The sequence below is a fragment of the Mycolicibacterium sp. Y3 genome, assembly GCF_051188035.1.
Taxonomy (GTDB): domain Bacteria; phylum Actinomycetota; class Actinomycetes; order Mycobacteriales; family Mycobacteriaceae; genus Mycobacterium; species Mycobacterium fluoranthenivorans.
Window position 1 is genome coordinate 1532620 of the sequence record NZ_JAVQLT010000001.1, and the last position, 15432, is coordinate 1548051.

14 protein-coding genes and 1 pseudogene are annotated in these 15432 nt (G+C 65.9%); 8 read left to right on the forward strand and 7 right to left on the reverse strand.

Annotated features, from left to right (window positions below; all coding sequences use genetic code 11):
- Positions 1 to 14 precede the first annotated feature (14 nt).
- Together QN239_RS07555 and QN239_RS07560 are read right to left on the reverse strand one after the other, a co-directional pair.
- Positions 15 to 1154, reverse strand: coding sequence for a fatty acid desaturase family protein (locus QN239_RS07555; protein ID WP_499009177.1), 1140 nt, complete (start codon positions 1152 to 1154; stop codon positions 15 to 17).
- Positions 1155 to 1179: 25 nt separating this feature from the next.
- Complete coding sequence (locus QN239_RS07560; protein WP_499009179.1) at positions 1180 to 2253, reverse strand: ferredoxin reductase; 1074 nt, start codon at positions 2251 to 2253, stop codon at positions 1180 to 1182.
- A 98-nt stretch (positions 2254 to 2351) separates the two neighbouring features.
- On the opposite strand from QN239_RS07560, the gene QN239_RS07565 reads away from it, so the two are divergent.
- Genes QN239_RS07565 through QN239_RS07575 form a run of 3 tightly spaced genes read left to right on the forward strand, consistent with a single transcriptional unit; the run spans position 2352 to position 4502 of the window.
- Positions 2352 to 3560 carry a PucR family transcriptional regulator gene (locus QN239_RS07565; RefSeq protein ID WP_499009182.1) on the forward strand — a complete coding sequence of 403 codons (1209 nt, stop codon included), beginning with the start codon at positions 2352 to 2354 and terminating at the stop codon, positions 3558 to 3560.
- Positions 3557 to 4060 carry a hypothetical protein gene (locus QN239_RS07570; protein ID WP_499009184.1) on the forward strand — a complete coding sequence of 168 codons (504 nt, stop codon included), beginning with the start codon at positions 3557 to 3559 and terminating at the stop codon, positions 4058 to 4060. Before QN239_RS07565 ends, QN239_RS07570 begins: the two co-directional genes overlap by 4 nt.
- Positions 4061 to 4100: 40 nt before the next feature.
- Positions 4101 to 4502 (forward strand): DUF5709 domain-containing protein, encoded by a 402-nt coding sequence (locus QN239_RS07575; RefSeq protein WP_090355090.1) that lies wholly within the window; start codon positions 4101 to 4103, stop codon positions 4500 to 4502.
- A gap of 31 nt (positions 4503 to 4533) precedes the next feature.
- Here the strand turns inward: QN239_RS07575 and QN239_RS07580 are convergent, their stop codons facing one another.
- Positions 4534 to 5742, reverse strand: a complete 1209-nt coding sequence (locus QN239_RS07580) for an MFS transporter (RefSeq protein ID WP_499009187.1) — start codon at positions 5740 to 5742, stop codon at positions 4534 to 4536.
- A 98-nt stretch (positions 5743 to 5840) separates the two neighbouring features.
- Between QN239_RS07580 and QN239_RS07585 the strand changes: the two genes are divergently transcribed.
- Positions 5841 to 6998 (forward strand): ROK family protein, encoded by a 1158-nt coding sequence (locus QN239_RS07585; RefSeq protein ID WP_499009190.1) that lies wholly within the window; start codon positions 5841 to 5843, stop codon positions 6996 to 6998.
- On the opposite strand, the gene QN239_RS07590 is transcribed toward QN239_RS07585, so the two are convergent.
- Positions 6991 to 7869, reverse strand: a complete 879-nt coding sequence (locus QN239_RS07590; protein ID WP_267292798.1) for an LLM class flavin-dependent oxidoreductase — start codon at positions 7867 to 7869, stop codon at positions 6991 to 6993. The genes QN239_RS07585 and QN239_RS07590 overlap by 8 nt on opposite strands.
- Before the next feature lie 62 nt (positions 7870 to 7931).
- Between QN239_RS07590 and QN239_RS07595 the strand changes: the two genes are divergently transcribed.
- Entirely contained in the window at positions 7932 to 9113 is a 1182-nt protein-coding gene (locus QN239_RS07595; RefSeq protein WP_499009192.1) for an MFS transporter, read from the forward strand.
- Here QN239_RS07595 and QN239_RS07600 read toward each other — a convergent pair.
- The 3 genes from QN239_RS07600 to QN239_RS07610 all read right to left on the reverse strand — a co-directional run bounded on the left by QN239_RS07600 (position 9071) and on the right by QN239_RS07610 (position 11298).
- On the reverse strand, positions 9071 to 10276 hold the full coding sequence (locus QN239_RS07600) for a diiron oxygenase (RefSeq protein WP_499009195.1): 1206 nt from the start codon (positions 10274 to 10276) through the stop codon (positions 9071 to 9073). The two genes, QN239_RS07595 and QN239_RS07600, sit on opposite strands and share 43 nt — an antisense overlap.
- A 181-nt stretch (positions 10277 to 10457) precedes the next feature.
- Entirely contained in the window at positions 10458 to 10928 is a 471-nt protein-coding gene (locus tag QN239_RS07605) for a DUF5078 domain-containing protein (protein ID WP_499016650.1), read from the reverse strand.
- 16 nt (positions 10929 to 10944) lie between these two features.
- Entirely contained in the window at positions 10945 to 11298 is a 354-nt protein-coding gene (locus QN239_RS07610) for a DUF732 domain-containing protein (RefSeq protein WP_499009199.1), read from the reverse strand.
- 281 nt (positions 11299 to 11579) lie between these two features.
- Here QN239_RS07610 and QN239_RS07615 point away from each other — a divergent pair, with 281 nt between their 5' ends.
- The 3 genes and pseudogenes from QN239_RS07615 to QN239_RS07625 all read left to right on the forward strand — a co-directional run bounded on the left by QN239_RS07615 (position 11580) and on the right by QN239_RS07625 (position 15422).
- Complete coding sequence (locus QN239_RS07615; protein WP_499009202.1) at positions 11580 to 12011, forward strand: MmpS family transport accessory protein; 432 nt, start codon at positions 11580 to 11582, stop codon at positions 12009 to 12011.
- Positions 12008 to 14892 (forward strand): annotated as a pseudogene (locus QN239_RS07620) (MMPL/RND family transporter). Before QN239_RS07615 ends, QN239_RS07620 begins: the two are co-directional and overlap by 4 nt.
- Positions 14889 to 15422, forward strand: coding sequence for a MarR family winged helix-turn-helix transcriptional regulator (locus tag QN239_RS07625; RefSeq protein WP_499009204.1), 534 nt, complete (start codon positions 14889 to 14891; stop codon positions 15420 to 15422). The pseudogene QN239_RS07620 and the gene QN239_RS07625 overlap by 4 nt, the downstream one beginning before the upstream one ends.
- Positions 15423 to 15432 lie beyond the last annotated feature (10 nt).

Sequence of the window (15432 nt, forward strand, 5' to 3'; positions counted from 1 at the left end):
CTGTGGACAGTGCGTCAGGCCGCCACAGCCGCCGGTTGCCGCGGCGTGGACGAGCGCGAACCCAGCAGATCGTTGGGCAGCGAGAGCCGAATGACCTTGCCCCAGGCCGAGGCGACCTGCTTGATCAACGGGCCGCTGGTGTAGGTCAGCCCGTAGCGCTCGAAGATGTCGCGCACCTGCGGGGCGACCTCGGCGTACCGGTTGCTGGGCAGGTCGGGGAACAGGTGATGCTCGATCTGGAAGGACAGGTTGCCGCTCATCAGGTGCATGAGCCGGCTGCCGGTGATGTTCGCCGAGCCGAGCATCTGGCGCAGGTACCACTGGCCACGGGTCTCGCCGTCGATGCTGTCGTAGGTGAAAGTCTGTACGCCCTCGGGAAAATGGCCGCACATGATGACCGAGTGCGTCCATACGTTGCGCACGAGATTGGCGGTGAGGTTGGCGGTCAGCGTGGTGACCGCACTGGGCCCCGACAGCAGCGGGTGCACGACGTAGTCGCGTAGCCCCTGCGTGCCGACCTTGCGCAGCGTGGCCTTCACCCGGGCCCGGAAATCGGGGTTGTTGCGGCGTTCCGCGGTCTTCAGGTTCTTGCCGAGCTTCAGGTCGTACGCGGCGATCCCGTACTGAAAGATCAACGCGTTGATCGCATTCCATACCGGCTGGCCCAGGTGGAACGGGCTCCAGCGCTGTTCTTCGTCGACCCGCATGATCCCGTACCCGAGGTCGCCGTCCTTGCCGAGCACGTTGGTGTAGGTGTGATGTTCCTCGTTGTGTGCGTGCTTCCACTGCTCGGCGGTGGAGGCGTGATCCCACTCCCAGGTGGTCGAGTGAATCTTGGGATCGCGCATCCAGTCCCATTGACCGTGCATGACGTTGTGCCCGATCTCCATGTTCTCCAGGATCTTGGCGGCCGACAACCCGGCGGTGCCGAGCCACCAGGCGGGCGGGAACAGCGAGAAGAGCAGTACCGCGCGGCTTCCCGCCTCCAGGCCGCGTTGGGTCTTGATGACGGTGCGGATGTAGCGGGCGTCGTCCGCGCCGCGGGCGTCCAGGACGCTCTGGCGGATGGCATCCAATTCGCGGCCGAGGTTCTCGATATCGTCGGCGCTCAAGTGGGCGACCGGGCTGGTGGGCTGGTTCTGGATGGCGGTCATGATGTCTTCCCGTTGATGTGGGTGGTCAGATGTCGAGTTCGCAGGAGCCGGCGACGGTGGAGACGCAGGTCTGCACCAGGACGCCGGCATCCGGCGCGCCGATGGTGACGGCGCCGTTGCGCACGTCACGGACCGCGCCGCTGCGCAGGGGCAGGACGCAGCCGAAGCATACACCCATCCGGCAGCCCGACGGCATGAGCACTCCGGCGTTCTCACCGGCCGCCAAAAGCGTTGTCGCGGGGGCGGTGTCGGTGGTGATGCCGGTCTTGGTGAAGCTGACCGGCCCGCCGTCTCCGCCGTCGACGGACGGCATCGTGAAGCGTTCGGTGCGCAGTGAATCGGCGAGGTCATGGCGTGCCCAGTGCGCTTCGAGGTCGTCCAGCAGGCCTGCGGGTCCGCAGGCCCAGGTCTGCCGTTCGGCCCAGTCCGGCACCAGGGCGCCGAGGTCGGCTGCGGTCAGGCGTGCCGATGTGCCGGTGTGGTGCTCGACGAGACGGATGGCACGGGATTGGGCGAGGCAGCGCAGTTCGGCGCCGAACACCACGTCCTCGGGGGTACGGGCGCTGTGCACCACGACGACGTCGGAGAGGTCGGCCAGATGGCTGCGCAGCATCCCCATCACCGGGGTGATGCCGCTGCCGGCGGTGACGAACAGGGTCTTGGCCGGGCGCGAGCGCGGCAGGGTGAAGTCACCGGTCGCCTGGTCGAGATGCACGACGGTGCCTCGCTCGGCCTGGGAAACAAAGTAATTCGAGACGATCCCGCCGTCGATCGCCTTGACCGTGATCGCAAGGCGGCGGGTCTGGGTGACCGGTGAGGTCAGGGAATAGGTACGCCACTGCCGGACGCCGTCGATATCGACGCCGAGGCGGACGTACTGGCCGGCGCGGTGTCCCCGCCAGCCGCGCCCCACCCGGATGTGCACCGTCACCGTGTCGTCGGTCTCGGAGGTGACGGCGTCGATGCGGCCGCGCAGGTCACGCGAACTCCCGAGCGGGTCGACGAGGTCGAGAAAGTCCCGCGGCACCAGGGGAGTGGTCACCATGTGGGCGACAGCGCGCAGTGGTCCACGTCGGACCTTGGCGATGGCTGAAGTCATGTCTTCATCATGGTTGTAAAAATGCGCAGGTTCTCGACAGAATTGTGTGAAACTGAATACCAATATTGTTCGAAAAGTACAAATAGAATGGCAGGCGTGTGGGCAGGGATGACCGGGTGGTGTGGGCACCGCTACCTGAAGCGGTGTCGGCCGCCATGCGGTCGGTACTGCCTGTCGTTGCGGAGCGGACCGTCGCCGCCGTGGTCAGCGACGTTCCGAGCTATGCCGACGCCTTCAGCGGACGGACCGGGCAGAACATCGAGCGCGCCGTCCAGCAATCCCTGGCTGCCTTCTTGCAGCTGGTGTCCAAGGGAGACGACCCGGACACCTCGCCGTCGATCCAGCCGGCGCTCGACGGTGCCTTCGCCCTGGGCCAGGGCGAAGCTCGCCAGAACCGGTCCACCGATGTGCTGCTCGCCGCGTTCCGTAGCGGAGCTCGGACCGCGTGGCGCGAATGGAGCGCCGTCGCCGTCGCACACGAGGTACCGGGGGACCAGCTGGCGGTGTTCGCCGAGAAGGTGTTCGCGTATATCGATCGCCTCTCGGCCGCCAGCGTCGCCGGCCACGCCCACGAACTCGCCAAGTCCGGACTGGCCAGGCAGCGCCACCGGGAAACCCTTGCCCGCCAACTACTCCGAGGCGCACCCCTGGAAGATCTGCTGGCCTGCGCCGAACGCGCCGAGTGGCGTGCGCCCGCCACCTTGACGGCCGTCGCCGTACCGCGCGGGTCGGAACGCCGGGTGGCCGGTGTGCTCGCCGCCGCCAGCCTGGAAGTGCCCGAGGATGCGCTGCCCCCGCTCACCCGGCCGGTGACGGTGCTGTTGTGCACCGACGGCTCCGCGCTGCGACGGCAGCTGGACATCCCCGGTGTGGTCATCGGGCCGGACCGGCCGTGGGCGCGGGTGGCCCAATCCGTGGCCCGCGTACTGCGCGCGGTCGATCTCTGCGCTGAGGACGCGGATCCGTTCGACACCGAGAAGAACCTCAAAGTCCTGGTCTTGCAGGCCGATCCGGATGCACTCGCCGATCTGCGGGCTGCGGTGCTCGCACCGCTGGACTCGCAACGCCCTGCGGTGCGGGACAAACTCGTCGAAACCTTGCGGGCGTGGTTGCTCCATCAGGGCCGCCGCGACGACGTCGCCGCCGCGCTGTTCGTGCACCCGCAGACGGTCCGTTATCGCCTCGGGCAACTGCGCGAGCTGTACGGCGAGACGCTCACCGACCCCGACGTCGTCGAACAACTGGTCATCGCGCTGGCCGGTGATACCGCGCGGGCCCGCCGGCCGATTGCTAATCTCCGCACGTGATTCGCCTGCTGGCAATGCCCGCCGCCGCGCTGGCTGTATTCGGGGCGAGTGCGCTCGCCACCGCCGAACCGCAGGCCGGCAGCCCCGTGTTCGCGATCGGGAAGTGCTACGACCCGGACAAGACCGTGCTGACGCGCCCTGCCACCTTCGACTACAACTGCGACGGCACTGGCGTGCTGCAGGACATGGTGTGGGCGACGTGGGGTCCCGACAGCGCTCGCGGGACGGGCACCGACAGTTCGGTGGAGTGCCAGCCCAATTGCGCGCAGGGCACCCGACTGGTGAACCCCGTTGTCGTGCACGCCTGGAATCCCCAGCCCGCCAAGGACGCCGCCTGCCCGGCCGATGTCCGGTACTTCAGCGATCTCACGATCGCGTATCCGCAGGCTGTGCCGCCGTGGATCACCCCGGGTGCCCAGTGGTCGCCCGGCACCGATTTCGTCACCATCGACGGCCTGCCCGCCGTGCACTTCTCCGGGTTGTCGCCGATCTGCGGGTGAAGGGTGGCAGTCGGGCGCGGTCAGTGCCATCGTGGTGTCCATGAGTAGTCCAGATAGTCCCGAAGAGACCGCAGGCCTGTACAGCGTCGACGACGACGATCAGCTGACGCAGGAGGACACCCTGCTCGACCGCGGTGTCAACGATCTCCTGGACGAGGGCTACTCGCCGCCGGAGAAGTGGCAGGAACCGCGCGATCACGACACACTCGACGAGTTCCTGGCCGCGGAGGTCCCGGACCCGGCGATGCAACTGGATGAGGCCTACGTCCCGGACGAACAGGCCGGAGACGACGAGGTGGGCGGTGTCCGGTCGGGCCGGCTGGTCGCACCCAACGGGGGCTCCGGCGAGGATGACGAATCGGATCTGATCGGTACCGACGTCGGCATCGACGGCGGGGCGGCCTCCGCGGAAGAAGCCGCCGTGCACGTCATCGACGAGTGATCCGGCGGGCAGGAGCGGAAGCGACCGGGGGTCAGCGGCGGCGCTGCAGCAGAACCGACAGCGTCAGCACCACCAGACCTGCCACCGCCAGCAGTGCACCGGCCGCCGCCGGGGCGGTGTAGCCGTACCCTGCGGCGATCACCACCCCGCCGATCCAGGCTCCGGCGGCGTTGGCGATGTTCAGCGCGGAGTGGTTCAGCGCCGCGGCCAGCGTCTGGGCATCGTGCGCGACGTCCATCAGCCGGGTCTGCAGTGCCGGACCGATGGCCGCTCCCGCGGCCCCGATGAGGAACAGCCCCGGCAGCGCGGTCCACGGATTGTGGGCGGCCAGTACGAACAGGGCGAGCACCACACCGAGCGTGCTGATCGACAGGTACAGCCCACGGATCACCGAGATGTCGGCCATCCGGCCCCCGGCCAGATTGCCGATCACCATGCCGAGGCCGAAGGCCATCAGCGCCAGCGGGATGAGGGCGCGCGGCAAGCCGGCGACGTCGGTCATCGTGGTGGCCACGTAGGTGTAGACGGCGAACATGCCGCCGAAGCCGACCATTCCGACCAGTAGGGCAAGCCACACCTGCACCCGGCGCAGCGCACCGAGTTCGGTGAGCGGACTGGTGATGTGCATGCTGCGCAGGGTCGGCACCCAGAACCAGATGGCGGTCAGGGTGACCAGCCCGATGCCCACCACGAGGCCGAAGGCGCTGCGCCAGCCGAAATGCTGGCCCAGTGCCGACGCGGCCGGGACGCCCACGACGGTGGCCACGGTGAGACCGGTGAGCACGTGTGCGACGGCCTTCGCGCGGTTCTGCGGGCCCATCAGGTGCGCGGCGATCAACGCGGCGATTCCGAAGAAGGCGCCGTGTGGGATACCCGCGACGAACCGGGCGGCCATCAGGGTGCCGTAGGTCGGGGCGAACACGCTGGCCAGATTGCCCAGCGTGAACAGCACCATGAGGGCGAGCACCAGGGTCTTGCGGTTCATCCGCGCCGTCAGCGCCGCAATCAGCGGGGCGCCGATCACCACACCGAGGGCGTAGGCGGAGATGACATGTCCCGCGGTCGGCTCGGAGATGTGCAGGCTCGCGGCGATATCGGGCAGCAGCCCCATCGCCACGAACTCGGTGGTACCGATCGCGAAACCACCCAGGGCCAGCGCGAACACCGCCAGCCAGCGCACGGTCGGGTCGGGCGAGACGACGGAGTGGGGCCGGTGCGGCCGGGCGAGGGTGGGAGTCACCTGATCAGCCTAGAACCACTTACGCCTCCCAGCCACTTGACTTTTGTCTAGATCGGGCAAAAGTGGCGGAACTTACGTTTTCGGTGTTCAATCGGGGCATGTCCACCGCCGGCGATGTGTTCACCCTGATCAGGGAGCGTGGGGAAACCACGCGCGCCGACATCGCCGCCGCGACGGGGCTGTCCCGGACCGCCGTGGCAGCGCGCATCGCGGCCCTCGCGGCGGCCGGCCTGGTACTCGAAGGTGAGCAGGTGCCCTCGACCGGTGGGCGGCCGGCGACCCCGGTGAGCTTCAATGCCGACGCGGGCGTCGTGCTGTCGGTCTCCGTCGGTATCAGCCGGACCCGGCTGGCGGTCTGCGACCTGGCGGGCACCGTCCTGCGGCTGTCGGATATCGACCAAGAGGTGGCCCTGGGGCCCGACGACCTGATGCCCGATGTCGCCAAGCGTCTCGATGTTCTGCTCGAGGAGTACCCCGATGTCGAGGTTTTCGGTATCGGACTGAGCCTGCCCGGTCCGGTGGATCGAGAACGGGGTTGCAGCCGGGATTCGCCGATCCTGCGCGGCTGGGACGGGGTGGCGCTGCGCCCGTATTTCGACGACGTGATCCGACTGGGCAACGTCCCGGTGATCCTGGACAACGACGCCAACGCGATCGCACTCGCCGAGCGCGGCGGAGAGCTCGAGGGGCACAGCGACCTGTTGGTGCTCAAGGCCTCGACCGGTCTGGGCGCGGGCATCATCGCCGGTGGTGCGCTGCAGCGGGGGGTCTCCGGGGCCGCGGGCGAATTCGGCCACAACAAGATCGCCGTCGCGGCGGGTCGCGCTTGCCGGTGCGGGGACACCGGATGCCTGGAGACCGTCGCCGGCGGCTGGGCGATCGTGCACGAATTGCAGCAGCAGGGCTACGCCGTGCGGCATCTGCGCGATGTCGTCGAGTTGGCCAACGGTGGCGACCCCGAGACCCGCCGGATGATCCGCGACAGCGGGCGCTACGTCGGTGAGGGCATCTCGCCCGCGGTGAACCTGCTCAACCCGAAGGTGCTCGTCATCACCGGCGATATGGCCGGCGCCTATGACATCTTCGTCGCGGGGCTGCGAGAAGCGTTGTACGGCAATGCGACTGCGATGGCGACTCGCGAGCTGGAGGTGGTGGCCTCGGTGCACGGCGGCGCGGCGGCGCCGGTGGGCGGTGCCGTCATGGCGCTGGACGAGGTGCTCAGCGCCCGCGCCGTCGACGCGCTACTGGCTAGGTAGCCTTGGCGATGACGTTCTCGGCGAACCACTCGAGGTTGCGGATCTTGGCGTCCAGCGGCTCGGTATCGTCGCCCATGATGTAGGGGACCCGGAAGCCGACGATCACATCGGTAACCCCCTTGTCCTCCAGGCGTTTCACCCCGTCCAGCGAGAACCCGTCGATCGAGATGACGTGGACCTGGAATTCGTCGGCCAGTCCGATCCGCTCCTCGGTCTCGCGGTACTGCTGGAGCTTCTTCAGCAGCGGGTCGAGTTCGTCGGGATCTCCGCCGCCATGCATCCAGCCGTCATTGCGCGCGGCGCGTTTGAGCGCGGCGTCGGCGTGCCCGCCGACCAGGATGGGCACCGGCTTGGTCGGCGCGGGTGTCATCTTGATGCTGGGGATGTCGTAGAACTCGCCGTGATACTCGAAGTAGTCGCCCGAGGTGAGACCGCGAATGACGTCGATGCACTCGTCGATCCGCTTGCCGCGCCGGGCGAACGGCACGCCCATGATCTCGTAGTCCTCGGGCCACGGGCTGGTGCCGACGCCGAGGCCGAGCCGGTTGCCGAACAGTGCGGCCAGCGACCCGGCCTGTTTGGCGACCAGTGCCGGCGGCCGGATGGGCAGCTTCAGCACGAAGATGTTGAAGTGCAGCTTGGTGGTGACGGCCGATAGTGCGCCGATGAGCGAGAAGGACTCGATGAAGGATTTGCCGTCGAGGAATTCGCGGTTGCCGTCCGCGGTGTACAGATATTTGGAGTCCGACACCTCCGGGTACGCGATGCTGTCGGGAATGGTCATGGCGTGGTAGCCGGCTTCGTCGGCCGCTTTGGCGAGCGGGATGTAGTAGCTCGGGTCTGTCATCGCTTCCGCATAGGTGAACCGCATACACCGATACTAGAACGTGTTCTAGTTCTGTGTGCCGGAATGGGTCGGAGGATGATGTCCGGATGGGCACCTGGCTGACGCGCAATGTCCGGGTGCTCTCCGCGGTGTCGTTCCTTCAGGACACCGCCAGCGAGCTGCTCTACCCGCTGTTGCCCATCTACCTGACTGCTGTCCTGGGCGCCCCACCCGCTGTCGTCGGCGCGATCGAAGGTGCCGCCGAGGGGGCGGCGTCGCTGACCAAACTCGCCTCGGGGCCGCTGGGCGACCGGTTCGCGCGACGCCCGCTCATCGCGACCGGGTACGGGATGGCTGCCCTCGGCAAGGTGATCGTCGCCGCCGCGGGCGCCTGGCAGGGAGTTCTCGCAGGTCGGGTGGTCGACCGACTGGGAAAGGGCTTGCGCGGCGCCCCGCGTGACGCCCTACTGGTCGCCGATATCGACGAGGGCTACCGCGGCCGGGTGTTCGGCTTTCATCGCGCCATGGACACCTTCGGTGCGGTCGTCGGGCCGCTGATCGGGCTGGCCGGCTACGAGCTGCTGGACCATCAGATCGCACCGCTGCTGTGGGTGGCCGTCGTACCCGCCGTGCTCAGTGTCGCGCTGGTGTTCCTGTCCAAGGAACGCAAACGTCCCGCACCCACGACGCGGCCACCGCTCTTCGCGCGCGTCAAGGACCTTCCGCGCCGGTACTGGCGCACCACGGGCATCCTCGTTGCGTTCGGAATCATCAATTTCCCCGACGCCTTGCTGCTGTTGCGGCTCAACGAGATCGGCTTCTCGGTCGTCGAAGTGATCCTGGCCTATGTCGGTTACAACGCGGTCTACGCGCTGAGCAGCTATCCGGCCGGGCTGCTGGCCGACCGGATCGGCCGGGTGCAGGTGTTCGGTATCGGGCTGGTGTTCTTTGCCATCGGGTACACCGGGCTGGGGCTGACCACCGATCCGCTGGCCGCCTGGCTGCTGATCGGTGCGTACGGACTGTTCACCGGCTGCACCGATGGCGTCGGCAAGGCGTGGATCTCCACCCTGGTCGGCGCCGATCTTCAGGCCAGCGCGCAGGGTGTCTTCCAGGGTGCGAGCGGGTTCGCGATCCTGATCGCCGGCGTATGGGCCGGGCTGGCCTGGGGGCAGGACGGCACTGTGCCGCTGTTGATCTCCGGCAGTGTCGGCGCGGTGTTCGCGATGGCGATGCTGACAGTCGGCTACACCAGGCGGAACGGCGGAGCTCCCGCACCGGCGATCTGATAACCGCCCTGCTGGGTGCGTTCGGTGCACCGGCCCGTCACGGTATTGCCGTCGATGACGACCGGCACCGCGCCGCGCGGGGTCTCGGCCGGCGCGTCGAACACGGTGCCCTGCCAGTGATACTTACCGTCGATCGGATCGAGATGCCCCGTGAGCCGCACCCGTACCGCGTGGCCGTCCACGGTGGCGGGTCCGTCGTAGACGTCCTCTACGAAGGTTCCGCAGTCGTCATCCTCGGCTTGCGCGGCGGCGGGACCCTTCGCGGGCAGAAACCCGGTGCGCCGCCAGACCCGCCTCGCGATCGGGCCCATCAGGCCGACCTCCTCGAGGAATGCGGCCAATGGGGCGAACCCGGCGATCTGCACCTCGCGCCGGTGCGCGGACGCGCGAGCCATCCTGCGCGCCGCCCGCGCATCCAGGCCGACCCGGCTGTACTGCACCTTGTTGGTGAACAGGAATCGGAAGAACAGGCCGCCCGCGCCGTTGAGATTGCCGATCCAGAAGCGCTTCCAGTGCGACATGGACGGGGTGCGCTTGCGCAGGCCGTCGCGCGCGAACTGGATGTGGCGGGCCTCCTCGGTGACGTGAATCCGCATCAGCCGCTGGACCATTGGCTGCAGCTCGGGATCGTCCATCATCTGCCGTTGCAGCGAGTCGAAGATCTCCTCGCCGATCAGGGCCGCCACCCACAGCACCGCTCCGCGGAAGATGAACGGCAGCCCGTTGATGATGACGCGCTGGTACAGCCGGGGCCGGATCGGGTCCGCGCCGACCTTCGCGATGGCCTTGCCGAACATCACCATGTGCCGGGTCTCGTCGCCCAGTTCGGTCAGCTCATAGTGCGTGGTGGCCGCGGTCGGGTCTTGATGCATCATCTTGCGCAGCAGCGACTGATTCAGGATGTTCTCGAACCAGATGCCGGCGGACAGCGTGTTCACCAGCTCCTGACGGGACAGCTCGATCTGCTCGGCCCGGCTCATCGCCTCCCACAACGGGGTGCCGTAGAGCGAGACCACCTTGGGGGGCAAGAAGAACTTGTCCGCCTCCAGCGGGGCGTCCCAGTCGATATCGACAATCGGGGCGTAGGACTTGCGTACCGAGCCCTTCAGCAGCCGCTCGGCGAATTCCGCACGTGTGGTCTGGGATTTCAGCGAAGCCGTCATCGTGGCGCACCCTTCGGTCGGTGACTTCGAAGCTACGTCCGCCCCCGCAGGTAGTCAATACCCCTGGTACCGGATACCTGAGGTTTGGGACGATGGCGAATTCGGGATCCTCGAGGCGATGTGCCGCGACAATGCTCGACGGAATCGCCGTTGGACCAACCGCGATTGGCCGGCTGAGGCGTTAGTGCCAGTCCCAGACGGACATGTCGTTGGCCGGGTAGTTCTGGCAGATGTCGGTGGTGTGGGCGGCGACGCCTTTGTTGTTGAAGAATAGTTTTGCCCAGTTGGGCCAGCGCCAGGACATTTGTTCGTAGAAGGCGTTGGTGGCGGTGTCTTCGGAGTATTGGCGCCGTCCTGCGTAGTCCATGGAGAAGAACCAGTGGATGCGGTCTTGGGTGCCTTGTTGGTCGGCGGCGGGTTTGTTGTTGTAGTCGATCATGTAGCGCTCGTAGTAGACGGGTTCGACGTCGCGGGCGGCGGCCATGATCTGTTCGGCGGTGCAGGGGGTGCGCAGGATGCGGTTGGGGATGGGGTAGTCGTCGGTGGCATCTGCTGAAGAGACTGCGGAGGTGGCGATGCCTGTGGTGAAGGCGCCGGCCAAGGCGGCGGCGGCCAGGCCTACCCGGGCGGCGTTCCGAAAGTTGGTGCGCATCATGGTGATTTCCCTCCTAGGCAGCGTGGTCGATGACGCCGCGTTTTTCGGGGCAGTAGTAGTCGACGGCCAGCCCCACGAACTGCCACACCTGCTCGGTGCTGCTGTCGCGGTCCAGCTGATTCCGTACGAACGTCGCCGTCTGCGCCGCATCGGTGTCGACGTTGTTGTACATCCGCTTGCACATGATCTTGCCGATCCAGGCGTTGTAGTCCTTCTGCCCGTAGATCCCCACGGTGTGCAGCTGATGGGCGAAGTTGGTGTCGGGATCCCGGTCGAACGACGGGTCCGCGGCCGCCGGGGCCGTGCCCGCGGTACCGACAACAAGTGCCGCCGCAACCAACCCGGTGGTGGTGATGGCGAGATTCATTCTGACCTGCTCTCTTCTTGCAACCAGCCCGCCAAAAGTGCGGTGTTGACACCGCCGTGATCACGAATTCCGCGCTGCCACTGCAGATTCGCGATCACTACCGTCATTGTTAGTTGTGTTACACAAGTCTCCCGCCGTACTCCGTGGTGGCGAAACGGTGGTGTAGAGTCCTGCCCGTGCCTAGGCGGAACTGCGGTTCCGTCTAGGGAATGATAACCGAATGTTCGGCCCCGTGTGCATCGGCGTGCGCGGTCGTCGTGAAGGCCCGAATGCAGAGGTGCATGGTGTACGCAGTACTGAAGCGGTTCTGGGTGCCGCTGCTTTTGACGGTGGTTGTTGCCATCGGCGCCTACGCGATAGTGCGGATCCGGGATTCGGGCCACCACACGCCTGCCGTCGCTGAGCAATCGGGGATCACCGCCAACTTCAACCCGAAACACATCACCTACGACGTCACCGGTTCGGGGGGAACGGTGACGGTCAACTATCTCGATGAGAACGGGCAACCGCATCTCATCGAGAATGCGCCCCTGCCATGGTCTTTCACCATCGTCACGACGCTGCCGTCGATGTCGGCGAACATCATGGCCCAGGGTGATCGTGACGTCAGCGACCTCAAGTGTCGTGTCACCGTGGACGGAGACGTACGGGACGACCGGACGAGCACCGACACCGTTAAACCGTTCATCTACTGCTTGGTGAAATCCGTATGAGCACAGCACATTCAGCACCGCACCGCCCGCTTATCGCACACCTGATCCGAGTGCTGGCCATTCCGGTCATCCTGTTTTGGATCGCCCTCGCGGTCATCTTGGCTGTCGTAACACCGCCGCTGGACACGATCGCCGATCAGCATGCGGTGTCGTTGAGCCCCAAGGGTTCGGCGGCGTTTCAGTCGATGCTGAATATCGGCAAGAAGTTTCAGCAATTCGACTCCGACTCGACGGCGATGGTCGTGCTCGAAGGCCAGGACAAGCTGGGGGCCAGCGCCCATGACTATTACAACGAGATCGTCAAGAAACTCAACGCCGATCACCAGCACGTGCAGAACGTGCAGGATTACTGGAGTGACCCGCTGACCGCGGCGGGTTCGCAGAGTGTGGACGGTAAAGCTGCCTATGTTCAGATCTTCCTCAGCGGTGCGCAGGGCACCACCCCGAGTCACGAGTCGGTGGCCGCGGTGCGCGACATCGTCAACTCGGTTGCCGCCCCGCCAGGGGTGAAGGCCTACGTGACAGGCAACACCGTCCTGGTCACCGACACTTCGGTTGCCGGGCATAAGAGTATGGCGGTGATGGCGCTGCTCTCGATCGTGGTGATCATCGTGATGTTGCTCATCATCTATCGCTCGATCGTGGCGATGCTGCTGTCGCTGGTGATCATCGGTATCGAACTGTTCGCCGCCCAGGGTGTGGTGGCCACTGCGGGCAACCTGAACATCATCGGTTTGACCCCGTACGCGGTGAGCATGGTGGTGATGTTGACGATTGCGGCAGGTACGGACTATGTCATTTTCCTGCTGGGTCGCTACCACGAGGCCAGGTCGAACGGGCTGGACCGCGAAGACGCGTTTTACTGGGCCTACCATGGTGTTTCGCACGTCATCGTCGGGTCCGGCCTGACCATCGTGGGTGCGACGATGTGCTTGTCGTTCACCACGCTGCCGTACTTCAACACCATGGGTCTGCCGTGTGCCATCGCCATCTTGACCGTCATCGCCGCCGCGCTGACGCTGGCTCCGGCGGTGCTTGCGGTGTCGTCGCGCTTTGGCATGCTGGACCCCAAACGCCCCATAGACGCCCGTGGGTGGCGCAAAGTCGGCACCGCGGTGGTGCGGTGGCCGATTCCGATCGTGGTGGTCACCACGGCCATCGCGATTATCGGCTTCCTGAGTCTGATGACCTATGTGCCGCAGTACAACGACGACAAGTTCACTCCGGCTGATATGCCGTCCAACCAGGCCATGGCCATCGCCGAAAAACACTTCTCCAAAGCGCGGATGAACCCAGAGTTGCTCATGCTGGAGGCCGACCACGATCTCCGCAACCCCGCTGACATGCTGGTGATCGACCGCGTCGCCAAGGCTGTGGTGCACATGCGCGGTATCGATCGGGTGCAGACCATCACCCGCCCCTGGGCGCGCCGATCGAGCACAGCTCGTTGCCCTACCTCATGGGCGCCCAGAACGCCGGGACGCTGCAGGCTGCGCAGTTCAACAACGACAACTCGGCCCAGATGCTGGAGCAGGCCGACGAGATGAGCAAGACCATCGCCAGCATGCAACGCATGCTGACCATCACCACCGAACTGGTCGACACGACGCACCTGATGGTCGGAGACACCCACGACCTGGTGTCCACGACACAGCAGTTACGGGACAACATCGCCGATTTCGACGACTTCTTCCGGCCGCTACGCAACTACTTCTATTGGGAACCACACTGTTTCGACATCCCGATGTGCCATTCGCTGCGATCCATCTTCGATGCACTCGACGGTATCGACGCACTGTCGGACAAGTTCGGCAACATGGCTGCGGATCTGGACAAGATGGACCAGTTGATGCCCCAGATGCTGCCGGTGCTGCGCTCGACCATCGACTCGATGACCAGGATGCGTGACTTCATGGTCGCCACACACAGTGTGATGGCCGGAACCCAGGCCCAGCAACAGGAGCTGGCCAAGGGCGAAACCGAAATGGGTCTGTACTTCGACCAGGCCAAGAACGACGACTTCTTCTACCTGCCCCCGGACGTCTTCCAGAACCCCGACTTCCAGCGCGGCTTGAAGATGTTCGTCTCCCCGGACGGCAAAGCGGTGCGCTTCATCATCACCCACCAGGGGGATCCAGCGTCGGTGGACGGAATCGAGCACGTCCAGGATATGCGGGACGTCGTCGCCGACGCCGTGAAAGGCACACCGCTGTCGAATGCCAAGGTGTCCCTTGCCGGTACCGCCTCGCTCTACAACGACATGCAACACGGGGTGACCATCGACCTGGCGATCGCCGTCATCGCCGCGATGATCCTGATCTTCGCGATCATGTTGCTCATCACCCGCAGCGTGGTGGCAGCGTTGGTCATCGTGGGCACCGTGGCCGCCTCTTTGGGTACCGCCTGCGGGCTTTCGGTGCTGCTGTGGCAGGACATCCTGGGTCTGGGCGTGCAGTGGATCGTCATCCCGCTGTCCATGGTGATCCTGCTGGCGGTCGGCTCGGACTACAACCTCCTGGTCGTATCGCGACTGAAAGAGGAAATCCACGCCGGGCTGAACACCGGCATCATCCGCGGCATGGGCGCCACCGGACGCGTCGTCACCGCCGCTGGTCTGGTGTTCGCCTTCACCATGATGTCGATGATCGTTTCGGAGCTGCGCGTGGTCGGTCAGCTCGGCATGACGATCGGGATCGGGCTGATCGTCGACACACTGATCGTGCGCTCGTTCATGACCCCGTCCATCGCCGCCGCGCTGGGACGCTGGTTCTGGTGGCCACTGAACACCATCAAAATCACCCATCCGGCCGCCACACCGCCGGTAGGGCCCGATCCTGACGAACCCCACACCGCGCCCATCCCTGCGCCCAGCGCGCCGTGACACCGCTGGCACACCCCAAGCCCGACCCAGCCGAAGCGGCCGAAGCGCTGCTGAGGGTCCTGACCAAGCTCTACGTCGCGTCACGGCACACCGACATGGCGCGGCGGGCGACAGGGCAGCTCACCACGGCGCAGTATGCGGTGATGCAAATCGTCGTCGAACGAGGGCGTGCCCGAGTCTCGGAACTGGCGCAGGCCGCAGGTGTGACCCTGCCGACGATGTCGGTTGCCGTCAGTCGGCTGACGCGACGTGACTTGATTTGCCGCACATCACCCACCGCTAGTCGGCGCAATTCATACGTCGAATTGACCGCTCGCGGTGAACAGTCCTTCGACGCCTTCCTGGAAACTCATCGCCGCGCCATTGAAAGCCGGTTGCAGTGTGTGAGCGGCGAAGACCAAGCGAAGTTGCGTGCAGCCGTCCCCGTACTCAGACGAATGGTCAGCGGGATCAGCGGCCCAGCCGACCGAACCACGCTGTCGATCACCGCAGGGGGCCACACCTCGATGACGCGGTCTGAGATGCTGTAAGAAACGGGTA